The 16,091-nt window shown below is 58.9% G+C and carries 13 protein-coding genes and 4 pseudogenes; 6 read left to right on the top strand and 11 right to left on the bottom strand.

All coding sequences use genetic code 11. The annotated features are described in order from the left end of the window. Nucleotides 1-127: 127 nt before the first annotated feature. The gene (locus tag OKW37_RS36880; RefSeq protein WP_429402350.1) at nt 128-1,786 is read left to right on the top strand and encodes a hypothetical protein; all 1,659 of its coding nucleotides are present in this window, start codon (nt 128-130) and stop codon (nt 1,784-1,786) included. A 289-nt stretch (nt 1,787-2,075) separates the two neighbouring features. Here OKW37_RS36880 and OKW37_RS36875 read toward each other — a convergent pair. From OKW37_RS36875 to OKW37_RS36850, 6 genes and pseudogenes are all read right to left on the bottom strand, one after another. Next, nucleotides 2,076-2,387, bottom strand: a pseudogene (locus OKW37_RS36875) (transposase); the annotation flags it as partial. A gap of 222 nt (nt 2,388-2,609) precedes the next feature. Then, on the bottom strand, nt 2,610-2,852 hold the full coding sequence (locus OKW37_RS36870; protein ID WP_090812276.1) for a DUF6429 family protein: 243 nt from the start codon (nt 2,850-2,852) through the stop codon (nt 2,610-2,612). Continuing rightward, nucleotides 2,849-3,943: an IS630 family transposase gene (locus tag OKW37_RS36865; protein WP_184069115.1), complete on the bottom strand. Its 1,095-nt coding sequence runs from the start codon at nt 3,941-3,943 to the stop codon at nt 2,849-2,851. Before OKW37_RS36865 ends, OKW37_RS36870 begins: the two co-directional genes overlap by 4 nt. A gap of 309 nt (nt 3,944-4,252) precedes the next feature. Further along, the gene (locus OKW37_RS36860; RefSeq protein ID WP_429402351.1) at nt 4,253-5,812 is read right to left on the bottom strand and encodes a hypothetical protein; all 1,560 of its coding nucleotides are present in this window, start codon (nt 5,810-5,812) and stop codon (nt 4,253-4,255) included. Between the two features lie 732 nt (nt 5,813-6,544). Next, nucleotides 6,545-7,283 (bottom strand): annotated as a pseudogene (locus tag OKW37_RS36855) (IS6 family transposase). A 9-nt stretch (nt 7,284-7,292) separates the two neighbouring features. Next, nucleotides 7,293-7,499: a hypothetical protein gene (locus OKW37_RS36850; protein ID WP_429402353.1), complete on the bottom strand. Its 207-nt coding sequence runs from the start codon at nt 7,497-7,499 to the stop codon at nt 7,293-7,295. Nucleotides 7,500-7,737: 238 nt separating this feature from the next. Here OKW37_RS36850 and OKW37_RS36845 point away from each other — a divergent pair, with 238 nt between their 5' ends. Further along, nucleotides 7,738-8,724, top strand: coding sequence for a virginiamycin B lyase family protein (locus OKW37_RS36845; protein ID WP_429402535.1), 987 nt, complete (start codon nt 7,738-7,740; stop codon nt 8,722-8,724). A 73-nt stretch (nt 8,725-8,797) separates the two neighbouring features. Here the strand turns inward: OKW37_RS36845 and OKW37_RS36840 are convergent, their stop codons facing one another. Continuing rightward, nucleotides 8,798-9,217, bottom strand: coding sequence for a DUF1810 domain-containing protein (locus OKW37_RS36840; protein ID WP_090811630.1), 420 nt, complete (start codon nt 9,215-9,217; stop codon nt 8,798-8,800). Between the two features lie 160 nt (nt 9,218-9,377). Here OKW37_RS36840 and OKW37_RS36835 point away from each other — a divergent pair, with 160 nt between their 5' ends. Next, nucleotides 9,378-9,848, top strand: a complete 471-nt coding sequence (locus OKW37_RS36835; protein WP_184058911.1) for a ribonuclease — start codon at nt 9,378-9,380, stop codon at nt 9,846-9,848. A gap of 577 nt (nt 9,849-10,425) precedes the next feature. Beyond that, nucleotides 10,426-11,775, top strand: coding sequence for an NAD(P)/FAD-dependent oxidoreductase (locus OKW37_RS36830; protein WP_429402354.1), 1,350 nt, complete (start codon nt 10,426-10,428; stop codon nt 11,773-11,775). A 168-nt stretch (nt 11,776-11,943) separates the two neighbouring features. On the opposite strand, the pseudogene OKW37_RS36825 reads toward OKW37_RS36830, so the two are convergent. Then, nucleotides 11,944-12,081 (bottom strand): annotated as a pseudogene (locus tag OKW37_RS36825) (cupin domain-containing protein); the annotation flags it as partial. A 2-nt stretch (nt 12,082-12,083) separates the two neighbouring features. Beyond that, nucleotides 12,084-12,674, bottom strand: coding sequence for a LysE family translocator (locus OKW37_RS36820; protein ID WP_429402355.1), 591 nt, complete (start codon nt 12,672-12,674; stop codon nt 12,084-12,086). Between the two features lie 100 nt (nt 12,675-12,774). Between OKW37_RS36820 and OKW37_RS36815 the strand changes: the two genes are divergently transcribed. Next, nucleotides 12,775-13,665 carry a LysR substrate-binding domain-containing protein gene (locus tag OKW37_RS36815; protein WP_429402356.1) on the top strand — a complete coding sequence of 297 codons (891 nt, stop codon included), beginning with the start codon at nt 12,775-12,777 and terminating at the stop codon, nt 13,663-13,665. Nucleotides 13,666-13,752: 87 nt separating this feature from the next. On the opposite strand, the gene OKW37_RS36810 is transcribed toward OKW37_RS36815, so the two are convergent. Next, nucleotides 13,753-14,643: a LysR family transcriptional regulator gene (locus OKW37_RS36810; protein ID WP_187613060.1), complete on the bottom strand. Its 891-nt coding sequence runs from the start codon at nt 14,641-14,643 to the stop codon at nt 13,753-13,755. Between the two features lie 121 nt (nt 14,644-14,764). Here OKW37_RS36810 and OKW37_RS36805 point away from each other — a divergent pair, with 121 nt between their 5' ends. Then, on the top strand, nt 14,765-15,505 hold the full coding sequence (locus OKW37_RS36805; RefSeq protein ID WP_429355115.1) for an SDR family NAD(P)-dependent oxidoreductase: 741 nt from the start codon (nt 14,765-14,767) through the stop codon (nt 15,503-15,505). Between the two features lie 75 nt (nt 15,506-15,580). Here OKW37_RS36805 and OKW37_RS36800 read toward each other — a convergent pair. Continuing rightward, nucleotides 15,581-15,938: pseudogene (locus OKW37_RS36800) on the bottom strand (Tn3 family transposase); the annotation flags it as partial. Between the last annotated feature and the right edge of the window lie 153 nt (nt 15,939-16,091).

Here is a 16,091-nt window from a genome sequence, read left to right as displayed (position 1 = left end):
ATCAATCTGCCTATGCTCCAGTTACGTCGGTCGTGCCGATGCTCTCGCCACGGCAACGTGTGCGCCGCGTACCGCGCGGCCGCATAGGGGTTGAATCGACGGGAGCGGCATTGGAGGAACTATAGGGATGCGAATAGTCAGTTATCTTGAGCGGCTTGCTGACTTACTACGGCCGCAATACGGCCAGAGCGGGAGTTCCTCCAGTCCGGAGTACCGGACTCAGGATCGGCTACCACCGGGTACGGATTCCGTCGCCATACGCTGGTATTCGACGAAGTGGGCTTATGCTGCCGCGATTTTCCTGGTGTTGGGCATCAGTGCCGGTTGGGCGAGCACGTTTGGTTACCTGACCATCGACTCCTGGAATTACCTGCATCTTGCTCAATCGATCAGAGACGGGCAGGGCTGTTCGGTGCGGGGCGCCTACTTTGCAACATTTCCTTGTGGCTATCCGCTGGTGATTGCCTTGACTGCGCCTTCGACCGAGATAGGCGCCTTGATCGTAAGCAGCAAGGTCACTAACCTTATCCTGCTGTTCGTCGGCTTTTTCTTCCTGATGAAGACCTTCAGGAATGTGCTGGTTCCGGTTCTAATCGTCGTCAATCCGTTCACCATCGAGCTTTACCAGTACACATGGTCTGAAAATCTTTTTTTGCTTGCATTTTGCGCGTCTATCTATGCAATCTCCAGAATTGCGCACAACGGTTCATCACGCTGGTACGCGGTATTGCTCGCGTGCACGCTCATTGTCGGATGTTCGTCGAGATATTTCTTTGCGCCGTTCTCCGTGGTAATTTTCGCTGCGGCATGGATCTCGTACGGCAGAACGACGGCCATTAGAGCATTGCCCGCATTCGTGGCCGCCGCAATCTTTTTCCTCGGGTATCAAAAATTCAATGTGGTCGCGACGGGTTTTCCTACCGGTACGCCGCGTATCCCAGCGCCAGAAACCTTCGTTTTTCTGTTGTTTAGGTTCATCCGTCAGGTGGGCAAGGAGTTTATTCTCACGGGGGCGTTGCTGCTGATATTGCTATGGGGTTTGAAGCGAACTCGAGGGTGGGCTTCTGCGTCGGGTAGCCGGGCACGCGTCGATGCACAGCCTTGTCGCCTGCTGGCGCTAAGTGGCGCAGGCTACCTTTTGCTCGCATTCTATCTGCGCACTTTGACTCAATACGATATCTATTCGCCGCGCACTGTGAGCTACGGTCTAGTTTTTGTGATCGCTGCGCTTGTCGGGCTGGTTACCCGTACAAGAACGAACTATTATCCGGCGATACCCGTCATTATTTATGGGGCCTTTTGCCTGCTTACTGCGCAGGCGGAATTTATTACGACGTTGGCAGGTAACATTGTCCATCATCGATACGTCTCGCCTGTCGATGCACTTGAGCGCTATCGCAATTCGGGCACAAATGCGGACATAATCGTCTCGTTACGTATCCCGGATGTCGGCCCGACCATGGACGCGTTTCCTCAGCTTTATTATCCGAAACGCGCGTCGATTATCGAGGTCGAGGCGGCGCCCTATTCAGTGCCCGATACCGTCTCTAACCTGAAGAAAAAGATCGAGAATGCACGGAGGCAGTCCTGCGTTTTCGATTTCACACCGTTCAGGAATAGACACGACTTGGAGCGATTTGTCGACGGGTCGTTTCCTGTCGGATTCAGCTTCCGTTCTTTCCCGCATGGTCCACAAGTCGACCAGCGAGGGACACTTGATCCTTCAATGCGGTCTCTTTTGCTGGCGAAGTTCCAGCCTGGCCGCTACGTTGCGTGCTCATTTTGATTCCGGTTCGCACAAGCAGGGGCTTTTCGTCGTGATGAGGCACGTACTGCGGTGGCCCAACCCTGACCGAACCCATGTTATTCGATAGGTGCAATGGGCCAGTCGGTCTGGCCGGGCGAAGGAGCAAGGCTGTACGACGACCCGCTGTTTGCCAGTTCGCAGATCGGTTCTGTCGCAGTAAGGAGAGAATGACGAAGGAAGGTGATATGACAAGGACACCTTAGATAACCAGGGAGTAGAATTGTTCGGCGACGCGCGGATGGGTTCCTTTCGCCGTTTTCATCTGCCTGACAGGACGATCGCCACGCCGCGATCTGTTTGGGATAAAGAACTTTGCGGCGGCAGTACTCCGCCAGCTCCACTGCATTGAGCGGGGCGAATTCCAGCACTACGGCAGACTTGTCTTCCGAAGACTCCATCCTTCGGGATTCTTCCCATCGCCCGGCACGGCCAGTCCTTGTCTTTTCGCCTGTCGGCGCCAGGTGTACAGCGTCTGTTCATTAATCCCCGTTTCTCTGGCCAGCGCCGAAACCAGCGCGTTTTCCGGCGGTATCATGCGGCGCACCAGCGCTTCTTTTCTTTCTGCTGAGTAGGCTTTCATTCACTCTGATTCTACCCCGCCGGACCATGTCTATAAGAATCAAACAACGGTCGAGTGGCCCGATGGAACTGGCCCCTCAGGCTCTCACAGATCCGTACGTGAATCTCTCGATTCATACGGCACTTCTTGTCCGCCGTTCTTCGAAACAGAAATCCGAGTGCGCGAACACCTTTCTTGTTTCCTGCGCTCATTACTAGTGTCCTGAGTTAGAAGTTCGTTGAATCAATTCTCTGTTCTTTCCGGAATGACAAAGTGCTGATTAAAAAGTCGCTCGGACTCGCGCAGTCCTTCTTCCGTAAAGATCACGGACTTCGTCTTGTTGACTGGGTCTTCGATGAGGCCTCGTTCATGGAGCCGGTTCAGCACATCCCAGTCGAAGCCCTTCCATGCACGGTATCGGTCATGCAGGGTCAGGTAGAGGAGCGCGAGGGAAACTTCATCAATTGCGTCGGTATTGATATTCATGATGCTCCTGCCGCAGCCTTGCGGACGCGCACACAAAACCGTTCGAGGCTGGCCAGGATCTCATCGGCCGACTTGCTCCAGACAAACGGTTTGGGGTTCGCGTTATAGACATCCAGATAATGACGGATCGCGTCTTCGAGTTGACGTGTCGACCGATGCGTACCGCGTCGAAGGTATTTTTCAGTGAGCGCGGCAAACCATCGTTCGACCTGGTTAAGCCACGACGCCGAGGTGGGTGTGAAGTGAACATGGAAGCGAGGATGACGAGCGAACCAGGCTTTGATCGAGGGCGTTTTGTGCGTGCCATAGTTGTCCATTACCAGATGCACCTCCAGGTAAGACGGCACGCTGGCTTCGATGGTGCGCAGAAAGCGCACAAATTCGCTGCTGCGATGGCGCCGATGTACCTCGCCGATTACTTCACCAGTAGCGATGTCCAGCGCCGCGAACAGGGTGGTCGTACCGTGGCGCATGTAATCGTGGGTACGTCGCTCAGGGATGCCGGGTGCCAACGGCAACATGGGTTGCGTGCGATCGAGCGCCTGAATCTGGCTCTTCTCGTCCACGCACAGCACCATGGCCTTGAGCGGCGGGTCCAGGTAAAGCCCGACGATATCCCGCACCTTGTCGACGAACATCGGATCGCTGGAGAGCTTGAACGTCTCCTGCCGATGCGGTTGCAAGCCAAAAGCACGCCAGATTCGTGTGACCGCCGTCTGCGACAATTTCATTTCGCGAGCCATCGTGCGCGTGCTCCAGTGAGTCGCTCCGACAGGCACGGACTCGAGCGTCTTCGCGATGACCGCATCGACGCGCGCGTCATCAATCGTCCTCGGTGCGCCGGGCCGTGGTGCATCAAGCAGGCCGTCCACACGATGGCTCACGAATCGCGCCCGCCACTTCGAAACCGTTTGCTGTGTGACCCGCTGTTTCGCCGCAACTGTCTTGTTGTCCATGCCATCGGCACAGGCCAACACGATGCGCGCCCGCAATGCCAGGGCCTGCGCGGTCTTGCGTCGCATCGTCAGCGCTTGCAGGTCTTCGCGCTCCGAATCGCTCAGCACGAGTTCCCCTTTGGACCGTCCACTCATCGTTGCCTCCGCGTATCAAGTGCTACACAGGACACTTTAGTACGTGATCGGCATCATTCAATGAATTTTTAACTCAGGACACTAGTTTCCTGTCATCTACGACGACAGCTTAAATGCTTGTCTCAATTTCTGGGTCCACTTTACAGGTCGACTTCGAGTGGGGCAAACAATCCAGACCGATGGCAAGCGAGGTCGATTGACTCGCACCGACGCGTCAGGAAGCAAACGGCCACCGACAAAAGAACTGGCCTCGCGCGCGGAAGCAACGGGAGGCCAGATCGGCGCGTCAGACGCGAGTATTCGCCAGGATCAGATGTCCGCGTGGCTCGACGTAAAGCCCGTGAACGCACCGTACGGCGGGTTCAACGGCACACCGTTAGTCATAATGCCAAAAGTGTTGTTGCCGCTATCGAGCACGTAATACATGACGGACTGAATGTTGTGCGTCTTTCGTGCCGCATAGAACGAACCGAATTGCGACGTAATGTAATTTGCCCGATACGCCTGCGTTTGTTCCGGACCGGTGTTCCACTCCGTGATGATGAACGGCACACCGTATCTGGCCTTGCAGTACGTCGGCAGATCGATGCCGGGCCCAGCGCCATCCGTGCCAATGTTGAAAATGTCGCCGTACACTTCGTAGTTGTGCCAGGTCGTGATGTCCCAGCGCACTTTCGGATGGCCGCCGCTGCCGTCCGGTTGGATGCCGTCCCACAGCGCGTCCGACGCGCCGACATCCGCAACGCAGAAGTTGATACCACACTTCGCGGAAGGCAGAACCGACTTTACTCCGTCGATCATGCCGCGCATGGCGCCGCGCATGAGAGGCCAGTTCGCATTGTTGAAATCGATCGCCTTCGTACCTGCGTTGGTTGAGTCAATGATGATGGCCTTGTCGCGGGTCAGCTCATTTCCACATTCATAAAGGGCCACCCCATACGGCTTCAGCGCATTGGCGATCGTCGAGGCGGACGCGTAACCGGCGTTGTAAGAGGCCGATTCGCTCGCGAAAAGCGTGCCGCTGGTGTCGTAGAAACCCTGTGCAATCGTTACGAGCAGCGTCATCCCAGCCGACTGGAACGCCTGCGCGAGTTTGACCACGGCATTCAGTTCACTCGGATCCGACGTGCAGCCGACGCGGTAGCTCGTGCACCCCAAACCCTTTAGGATCGAGACGACTTGCGCGGGCGTGTACGTGTAATCGAAGTGACCGTTGATACCGTAGAAACTACCCGCAGCCGCAGCTACGGCAATGCGCGGATCGGTGCACGGCAACCATTGGGAGGCGACCTCGGCATTCGCGTAAAACTGTCCGCTTGTGTTGCAGCAATAGACCTTGCCGCCGTACCAGAGCACGAGCGTCACGTTGTAGTTGATTCCTACGACAACGCCGTTTTTGTAGATGACACCGTTGGTCAGGGTCCAGACAGCGCCGGTCTTGTCGATAATGCTCGCCGCGGAAGGCATCGTGGTTCCGTCTGGAGACGTAGTGCCCAAGCGCGGATCGCTGCAACCCTGCCACCCCGAGCCAGTCCATGTGGAGAACTGTCCGCTTGTGTTTTCAACATAGATGTTGCCGTTGTAACACAGCGCGACGATCACATTGTAGTTGTTTCCGGCCTTTGCTCCGTTTTGGTAAACCGAGCCGCCCGAAAGCGTCCAGGTGGCGCCCGCGCCGTCAATCAGCGAGCTAGCCGGCGGCATTGCCGAACCGTTCGGTGAAGCACTCTTTGCCGTTGCGCTTGCTTTCTGGGCTGCCGCGCTGGAGGCAATGCCGCTATCTTCCGTGCCACCACCGCCGCACGCGCTCAAAATAACACTTCCACCTAGCGCCGTCAGGCTACCAAGAAATTGTCGTCGTTTTAACATTACGAATTATTCCACTATCGGGAAAATTCCCGAAAAAAGTTAAAAAATTTGGTTTTCTAATTTCCGAATTAGTAAATGCGATTAACACCGACTAACCGTTTATTCGCGGTCCTTATCGACTGGAAAATTTATGTCCTATGCACGCATTCTTCTGCGAGATTTATCAGCCTGATAAAAATGCCGTTCCATTGAGCGTGCGAGTACAACTGACGTGCGCAAGCCGATCAAAGCGGGCGTGCTATTTCGCGCGATCGTGAGATTCAGAACCAACGGTGGAAACAACCGTGACCGCGTTACGGTACCGCCGAACACGCGCGGCACTCGCAACGCAAAGTTTTCCTACCGGAAAGCGTTCCCCCGAGTCGCTCGGCAAATTCTTCGCACTAGTGCTTCGAACGGGGTAAACCCTACCGGTAAAGGAGCAAAATTAAAAGAGTAGGCAGCAGATTTCCGCCAAAAAGGAGGATCTTTGCGAATAGTCTGCTGCATTGAAAAAATTGTGGCCTTCTCCACGGATCAGAGGATTGGACGCCCCTGTATTTTTGCCGTTTCGACCCTATCAAGGCGCGCTCGATATTGCCGCACGATTATTTTTATTTAAAAGTCAACCTGCTCGACACCTCGCTGAAATAAGGGTCGAATTAAGTTTTCGTTCCCTAGGCGGCGTGAAAGCGCGGCGGCTTTGTCACGTTGCCGATCACCGGACGAATCGTGTTCAGGCGAAACAGTCGCTCAGAAAACAGCAGACGGATTCTGGGTGAGACCGGTGAAAAGACGCCAGGCTTCAAACCGGGTCGCGAGCTGCTTTCGATAAAGCGACGCGCGCAGCAAATGACGCTTGAGCGCGAAGTGTTGCCGGATCGGACCGAAGCACGACAGGAACGCCTGCGTGCGCCCGGGCAGGCGGAAACCACGCATACGTCGCTCGCGTTCACGCGTGGGCTGATGGCTGTTCTCTGCACGGTTGTTGACGCGGGCGGCCGCCTTGACGAACACATGCTTCACGTTCGCCAGCTCTGGGATTTCGGTCTTTGCTGCGGGGTAACTGCGCAACTGGTCAGTGACGATCTTCTTCGGCCACCTCGGGACAGGCCGCCAGTACACGTTTGAAGAAACGTTTCGGGGCGGCCTTGTCGCGCCGCTTCTGTAGCAGGATGTCGAGCTCGATGCCGTGCTGGTCGACGGCACGCCACAGCACATAAGGTTCACCGCGCAATGACACGAATACCTCATCAAGATGCCACGTGCTGCCCGGCTGGCGGCGGGCAGCCTTCACGCGATGCGCGAAACCAGCCCCAAACTTGTCTATCCACCGCCGGATCGATTCGTGGCTGACGATCACGCCACGCTCGAACAGCAACTCCTCGATATCGCGCAGGCTGAGCTGGAACCTGAAATACCAGCGTACCGCGTGACTGATGACTGACGCCGGGAACCGGTGACCGTGATACAGCGATTTCGTTTTCTTCATCACTTCGTCTTAACTGACCGCAGCGCCAAACGTGACAAAGCCGGCGCCACTACATGCTTCCATGGCGACGAGGCACGGCGGGACGTTGACGAACCTGTTGAGGAAGCTTGCGCGCGTGACGGCCTTGCGGACCACAACGCGGCCCATATGATCGACAGCATGGATTTGCATCACGTTTTTGGAAAGATCTACACCGATGCGGGCAATGGCGTTCATGACTTTCTCCGTACGACGATGGTGGCATGTCAGTCCATGATGGCACGGGATCATGCCATCAGCGGCAGGCGACGCTCCTTACCAATTCGGGTACGGGGTACGATGCTTGGCCATAATCGGCACCTCCTTCTCCAAAGGATAGATGTCCGTTTTTGCGGGTCAACTTCAATTTGCCCGCTTGGACTTCAAACATTTTCCGAAGCTTGCCCCGCAATCCACTGCCCGGTCTGCGATTGCCCTGGCTCTGTACGCCATCGCTTGCGCGATCAGCACAGACAACCTTGGCCTCGCGCAGGCTCAAGCACAGCCGCCGTCGTTCGAGAGCTTCGCCGTCCCGGCCGGCAGCGCACCGCATGACGTCGCACCGGCGCATGACGGCACCGTGTGGTACACCGCGCAGGCGCGGGGAGCGGTCGGGCGGCTGGACCCGCGCAGCGGCAAAACCGACACGATCGCGCTCGGCGCCGGATCGGCGCCACATGGCGTGATCGTCGGCCCCGATCGTGCGGCGTGGGTCACTGACGGCGGCCAGAACGCAATCGTGCGTATCGATCCGAAGACGCTCGCCGTCACGCGTTTTCCGCTACCCAAGGACCGGCCGGACGCCAATCTGAATACCGCCGTGTTCGACAAACAGGGGCATCTGTGGTTTACGGGGCAAAGTGGTATCTACGGCGAACTCGATCCGCAGCGATCGCGCATGCGCGTCTTTGATGCCCCACGCGGCGCCGGGCCCTACGGTATCTGCGTGACCCGCTCCGGGGATCTGTATTTCGCTTCGCTGGCGGGAAATTACGTAGGTCGCATCGACCCGACGACGGGCGCGGCACAGGTCATCGAGCCACCAACGTCGAATCAGGGCGCGCGCCGCGTCTGGGCCGATTCCAGGGGGCGCATCTGGGTCAGCGAGTGGAACGCCGGAAAAGTCGGCGTGTACGATCCTGGCACGCATCATTGGCGCGAATGGCGACTGCCCGGCAACGATCCGCACGCGTATGCGATATTCGTCGACGACCAGGACATCGTCTGGCTCAGCGAATGGAGCGCTAATGCGCTGGTGCGCTTCGATCCGCGTGCCGAGCGGTTCGACGTGTTGCGGCTGCCGCGTGACCACGCGAACGTGCGTCAGATGATGGGTCGTCCGGGTGAGGTCTGGCTGTCCGAATCCGGCACGGATCACCTGCTGCTCTTTCGATCCGGTGCAGCCGATGTGAGCGGGCAGTGACCACGCACTGCACCGGGAGCGGAATTGCGCGGTTCGCTGCGCCCCGCGTGCGCGGGACCGCTACCAAAATGGTCTAGAGCAGCTGGAGGGTCCGCGGATCGGCTTCTCCGCCGAAATACTTGCGCAAAGCTTCGATGAATACGTCGTTGTCGTTCGTGGCGCGCGCGAACAAGGTGACCGACGAGCGAAACTTCAGGTCATCCGGATACCCGAATATTTCCTCGACGGAGCGGTCGCTGACGAGGTTGACCAGGTGCGTCGTTTCGCGCAGCCGTGGGCCGAGTATCGGGTGGCGCAGATAGGCTTGCGCTTCGTCCAGCGACGAAAGCGCGAATCGCTGAGCCATTGCGCTGGTTCCGAGCCCCTCGATTTGAGGAAACACGAACCACATCCAGTGGCTTCGCTTGCGTCCGTGCCTCAGTTCATCGCATACCTGGTCGTAGACAGGCTCTTGTGCATCGAGGAAGCGCTGAAGATCATAGGGATCGTCCATTTCGTACTCCGCTGCAGGCGTGGAAACCATCGTTAAACCACGATTCTCGCGCGCATGCAGGCACGGGTCTACGATGGATCGTTGATTCGCTCCGTCATTAGCGATACCTTTACGTCTATCCAGGTCGTCGGGTGCTGGTCAACGAAGGGAGAACCGTTTCGTGAAGAGAGCGTGGGCTGTCTCCTGCATCGTCGCATTGAGCGCGATCTTCGGCGGATGCGGCAAGCAGGGACCGCAAAGCGCCACTGAGGCATCGGGCGCATCCGCGAGCTCGGCGCCGGTTCAGCCAGCACAGGGTGCGAGCAATGCAACCGCTGCATCAGGCGCCCAAGGAACGGGCGCGCTGGTCACCGTCACCAAGGCGCAGTTGCCGGCGGAGGCGGCCGAAACTCTGCGACTGATCAAAGCGGGCGGCCCCTTCCCGTTTAGCGATGACGGCGTCTTGTTTCGTAACAGCGCGGCTTTGCTGCCGAAGCATCCGCGCGGTTACTACCACACCTATACGGTTCGCACACCAGGCGCGACGGATCGGGGGCAGCGTCGGATCGTATGTGGTGGGCCGCGCAAGCAAACCGGTGAGTGCTATTACACCGACGATTACTACGCCAGCTTCAAGCGCATTGGAGAATAAAGACGGAATGAACTGCGTCAGCGACGCTATCTGCGAACTGGCGGCGTCGCAAGGCATCTTTTCGCTAGCTGCGATGGCGCCTGTTTCAGCGAGATCGGCGACGCAGTCATCGTGCCATTGAGGCCCACAACGATGAGATACCTGCCGACGGCATCAATCCATCGACCAAAAGTGTGAACGTTGATGGCTTCATCCTGATCACCACAGATCTGGCGAAGAACGACCCCCAGCCATCAGCGCGGCACCTACGATCACCCCTTTGACGACCACGCCGAGTGGAAGGGCGCCGAACTGCGTTCAGCAGTACGTTCGAGCGCCTGGCCATCGCGGCGAGCCGACTGCGCCGAAGTGAAGTCTCGCGGCGGGTCTCGGGCATCGTGCGTGTGAACCTGGAGGGGTTTCCAGACAGTGCGAGTACGCCGTTGAGGGCGAGGTCAGTAGGAGATCTCTCAATCAGAAAACCTGAAGGCAACCGTCAGAACTATGAGATTTTCCTGCCGTCGGGCTTCTGCGATAGTTGTTCTGAACCGTTGTGTTGGATTTCCGTACCGCGCGTCGTCGTCCAGGGAGAATCTGCATGCATCGTTTTGTGATCGTGGGAGGAGGGGCGGGTGGCATCGAACTCGCAACGAGGCTAGGCGATCGTTATGGTGGTCGGCGAAGAAGCGGGGGGCAACGTGCCTCCATTACGTTGATCGACCGCAACCCGACGCATATCTGGAAGCCCCTGTTGCACGAGGTCGCAGCAGGAAGTCTGGACCCATTCGCACAGGAACTGGCGTACGCCGCGCAAGCCCAGTGGCACGGCTTCGAGTTCATCCATGGCGAACTTGTCGGACTGGATCGTGGCTCGAGGCAGGTCCTGCTTGCGCCACTGCTCGATGACGACGGAACCGAACTGGTACCGCCGCGCCGAATCGGGTACGACTCGTTGATTCTTGCCATCGGTAGTACAACGCACTACTTCGGCGTGCCGGGCGCGGCGGAAAATTCGCTCGCGCTTGACAACGTCGCTCAAGCGGAACGCTTCAGAAAGCGCCTGATTTCAGCTTGCATTCGCGCCGAACAACAACGAGACGCCGGTGAGCGGAGTGCATGTGGAGTGCCCGTCGATCACGCGCCTCGTGTTCAGGTCGCGATCGTTGGCGGGGGCGCTACGGGCGTGGAATTGTCCGCCGAATTGCGCAATACGGCGAAGGTACTTTCATCATACGGCTTGCATCGGCTCGACCCCACACACGACGTCGGGATCGTGCTCATTGAAGCTGGGCCGCGGATTCTGCCAGCGTTGAAAGAACGCGTGTCCACCGCAGCTGCCCGACTGCTGGGCAAACTCAATGTCAAGTTGATGGTCGACGAGCGGGTCGCGGAGGTCGCGCCCGGACTCATCCGCACGAAAAACGGCAAGACGATGCGTGCGGATCTCACGGTGTGGGCCGCGGGCATCAAGGCACCCGCGGTGCTTTCAACGCTCGATGGGCTGACCGTCAATCATCTGGGGCAACTCAGTGTGCGTCGCACGCTTCAAACGGATCTCGACGACCATATATTCGCATTCGGCGATTGCGCGGCCTGTCCATGGTTGGGTTTCGAGCGCAATGTTCCACCGCGCGCCCAGGCGGCTCATCAGCAGGCATCGTTTTTAGTCAAGGCACTTGCGCGACGCATCGAGGGGCAAAAGCTTCCGGAGTTTGCCTATCGCGATCTCGGCTCGCTAGTGTCGCTCGGGCACGCGAATGCGGTAGGGAGTCTGATGGGAGGTCTTATCGGCGGCAGCATGCTCGTGGACGGACTGCTTGCTCGCTTCATGTATTTGTCGCTGTATCGGATGCACGTTGCAGCGCTGCATGGCTATGCACGCATGATCGTCAATACCCTCGCGCATCGGCTCCGTCGAAGCACCGCGCCGCACGTCAAACTGCACTGAGCACGCCTTTCAGCGTCGACTCGAGCGGAGGCGCCATGCACGCTCGAAACGGCACCTCGGCCAGACGATGCCGACGTCTCCGGCGTCTCGAATGGATTCATCCGGCAAGGTCTCGATATCGGGGTGCTCGTGTTCTTCGGCAAGCTCCTCGTGCTCGTGGTCGTGTCAGACGAGCTGCCCGCGCACTTTCGCGACCTTCACGTACTGATCGTTGACCTGTGCGACAACTTTCGGCGACCCATGATCCGACACATCGGCGAACGCGGCTTCAAGGTCGAACGATTCGGCGAACGGATGGGAAGACATGCTTATCTCCAGGTCGGAATGAGGGATGCGGCGAGTAGCACACCCATCGCGAGATTGAGAATGCGCCAGTGGCGCGGCGTCCGAAACAGCCGGGCGAATAGCACGCCGAGCGCACACCACAGCGCGAGCGACGCGCACGCAGTCACCCCGAACGCTGCACCGAGCAGCATCGCGAGGCGGTTCGGATTGTTTGCGAGCAGCGCGAAAGACGCCGCCGCGCCAACCGTCATCGCCCAGCCTTTCGGGTTGAGCCAGAGCAGCAGGAAACCGTTGACGAGCGAAACCGGGCGCACGGGGCCGTTGCTCGCGTTTGGCGGCCCGCTGCGCGTGATGCGCCACGCGAGCCACAGCAGATACGCCGAGCCGAGCGCCCTCACCGCCGTTTGCAGCGACGGCAGCGTCAGAAGCAGGCCGCCAAGCCCGAGCGCGGCGACCGCGGCGAGCAAGGCGAGGCCCATCGCGATGCCGAGCATCAGCGGTATCGAGCGTACGAAGCCGAAGCGTGCGCCTGAGGCGGCGGCGAGCGTGGTCGCGCCGCCGGGCGTCACGGTCGCGACGGCGACGAAGAGCAGAAGCGGCAGAATCGAGGTCATCGGTGCACATTCGGATCAGTGAATTCGCACTGTACGGATCGTCAAGGCATCGTGAAAGCTAATAATATTGATGCGGTACATTACGTCGCATAATGCATAGATGAGCCGAAACCTCGACCTCGATCTTATCCGCACCTTCGTTGCCGTCGCCGATAGCGGCAGCATGACGGTCGCCGCGAATCTGCTGCACATGACGCAAGGCGCCGTGAGCCAACAGGTGAAGCGCCTCGAAGATGTTCTGGATTGCCTTCTGTTCGTTCGCAAGACGCGCCGGCTGGAACTGTCGCGCCAGGGCGAGCAGTTTCTCGTGAAGGCGCGCAAGCTGCTGCGGCTGAACGATGAAATCTGGGCCGACATGACCGGACAGCCGTTGCGCGGCGCCTTGCGTGTGGGCGTGCCTTACGATCTCGTGACGCGGCTCGCGCCCGCGATGAAGGCATTCGCCGAGGCGCATCCGCACGTCGAAATTTCGTTGGTGTGCGCGGCGTCGCCAGAGCTGAGCGAAGCGGTGAATAGCGGTCGCGTTGACGTGTCGTTGGTCGAATATGTCGCAAGCGAAGCCGAAGGTGAAGTGGTCTGCATCGAGCCGCTGGTGTGGGTCAAGGGGCGCGGCAGTGATGCATGGCAGAAGCGGCCGTTGCCGCTGTCGATGGTAGACGATCGTTGTGCTTTCCGTCCGGTGGTGCTCGGCGCGCTCGCGGACGAGGGCATTGCCTGGCGCACGGTGTTCGAGAGCGGAAACATCGAGGCGACGGCCGCAACGGTGCGCGCGGGCCTCGCGATCACGGCCTGGCTCGCCTCCACGGTGCCGGCCGATCTGGAGACGCTGACGCCTCGAGTAACCGGCTTGCCCGCACTGCCTGCGTTCGCGATCTGTCTGCGCTTGCCCGCGACGGTTCAGCCAGCGGCACAGGAATTCGCACGCCATGTGCGGGATTCGATGTCGAGCGACGCTGGCACTCGACGCGCGCCGCTCGCGAACATTGCGTGACGGACGGCGTTTGAAGTGCACGCCGGAATCGACTGATTCAGACGCACGCAGTGCCGCCAGCCAGCTTTTAGTTCACGGACGTCGCTCCTACAAGCGCTGCGGCAGCGCAGCCGCAAAATAGTCAGTCACCCTGCGCACGCGCGCAGGCACGAAACGACGCCTCGGCCAGATGATGCTTACATCACGGGCGTCGCGAATGAAGTCGTCTAGCACGGTCACAATGTCGGGATGCTTGAGTTCGTCGGCGAGCGAGAGCTTCGCGAAGAGGCCGATTCCCACGCCCGCGAGCACGGCCGATCGTATTGTCTCGACGCTATTCGACGACAGGTTGCCTCGCACCGGTACGCTGAATCGGCCTCGTGGCCCATGAAACGGCCAGTTTGCCGACTCCATCAGACCGCCGTAGAGCAGGCAATTGTGATTGGCGAGTTCGGTAGGATCCTTCGGTACACCGTATTGCTCGAAATAGCGACGCGATCCGACGCAGACCAGCGGGGTGCTCGCAATCCGCTTCACGACCGAATCCGGATCGTTGACGGAGCCCACTCGAATCGCGAGATCGATTCGATCCTCGACCATATCGCGTACGAAATCCGACAACACGAGATCGACCCGCAGACCAGGATAGCGCGACAGCAGCTCGGGAATGAGCGGAACAACGTGCAGGCGACCGAACGTAGAGGCAGAGGCGATCCGGACAAGCCCCGAGACATCCAGCGTGCTGCTGGTCAGTTCGCTGTCGGCCACCTCAATCTCGTCCAGCAACGGCTTGGTGCGTTCGTAGTATTTCTGCCCCTGATCCGTCAGGGTCACGCTGCGTGTGCTTCGGTTGAATAGCAGCACGCCCAGGCGCTTTTCCAGCGCGCCGATCGACTTACTGATCGCGGACTGTGACTCGCCGGTTCTGCGCGCCGCGGCGGAAAAGCCACCCGCTTCAACCACGGCGAAGAAGGCGTTCAATTCGTGAAACCGATCCATTGTATTTCTCTCGTGCGATCTATTCTCTCGGTGAATGGATCTTATGATAAATCCGCCGATTATCATTCGCAGTGGCCGCAATTACGATGTCACTTCCATTCACGAACAGGCAGAAGCTTCAATGTCTACTCTCACAGGGAAGTTCGCGGTTATTAGCGGCGGAACGACCGGTATCGGCCTGGCGATCGCCAGGCGATTCGTCGCCGAAGGTGCTCACGTCTTTATCTTCGGTCGGCGCCAAGGCCAGCTCGACGAGGCCGTCAAACTGCTCGGACGCAACGTTACCGCGCTTCAGGCCGACGCCGCGAATCTCGATGACCTCGACCGTGTCGCTGCGGCAGTCAGGGACGAAAAAGGTGTCGTCGACATCATCGTGTCGAACGCGGGCTTTACCGAGCAGGCTTCGATCGACACCATCACGCCTGAGCATTTCGACAAGGCATTCAACCTCATGGCGCGCGGCCCGGTATTTCTGGTGCAGAAGCTGCTGCCGATGATGACAGGTGGTGGGTCGATCATCCTGGTTTCGTCGGCCATGCACGTCATGGGCATCCCTGGTCATACCGCCTACGCGGCGACCAAGGCCGCGTTGCGTTCCTATGCCCGCACCTGGGCCGCCGAATTCAAGGATCGCGGCATTCGCGTCAACATGCTCAGCCCCGGTGTCACCGACACCCCGATTCTCGACTCCCAGTCGGCGACACGCGAGGATCTGGTGAGCATGTACAAGAGCATGGTCCCGATTGGTCGACTCGCCCGCGCCGAGGAGATGGCCAGCGCGGCGCTCTTTCTCGCCTCCGAACAGAGTTCCTATATGACGGGCGCGGATTTGATGAATGACGGCGGCATCGGCCAGGTCTGAGGCCCGAGGCTCTCACCTCCGCGATTTTTACTCGTGCTATTTGGGGTGCGCTCAAGAAACGGATTTTTTCGTACGCTAAGACTTCGCCCTAGGCGATTTGGCCACGCGTAACGGCCTGAATCGCCCCTTGGCGACGCGTTTGTTGGCGTGCCATACATAGTCACCTGTCAGGTTGATGTGGTTCCAGCCGAGCGGAGCGACGTGCGAAATCAGGCTGTCGTTGATCTCACGCTGCTGCCGCAAGGCGGCAATTGAACGCTCCAGATACACCGTGTTCCACAGCGTGATCGCAGCCCACCACGAGGTTCAGGCCACTGGCCCGGTAGCGCTGGTTTTCGTACGAACGGTCCCGTATCTCGCCCAGACGATAAAAGAACACCGCTCGCGCCAGTGAATTGCGGGCTTCGCCCTTGTTCAGGCCGGCGGATACCCGTCAGCGCCTGAAGCGCGATCGTCGTCAGTCAGTTTGTCAGAAGAGGATGGGGCGATTGGGAGCATGGAAACCGCGCAGTAGAAAATGGGGCACCATTCTCGCCTGACACCCTCGCAATCGCTCAATGTGTAATGCGGCTTTGACCCACGTCGC

This window comes from Paraburkholderia sp. MM5482-R2 (genome assembly GCF_050436125.1).
Lineage (GTDB): Bacteria > Pseudomonadota > Gammaproteobacteria > Burkholderiales > Burkholderiaceae > Paraburkholderia > Paraburkholderia tuberum.
Note: the sequence above shows the minus strand (reverse complement) of the source record. Positions and strands in the feature narration are given on the sequence as shown.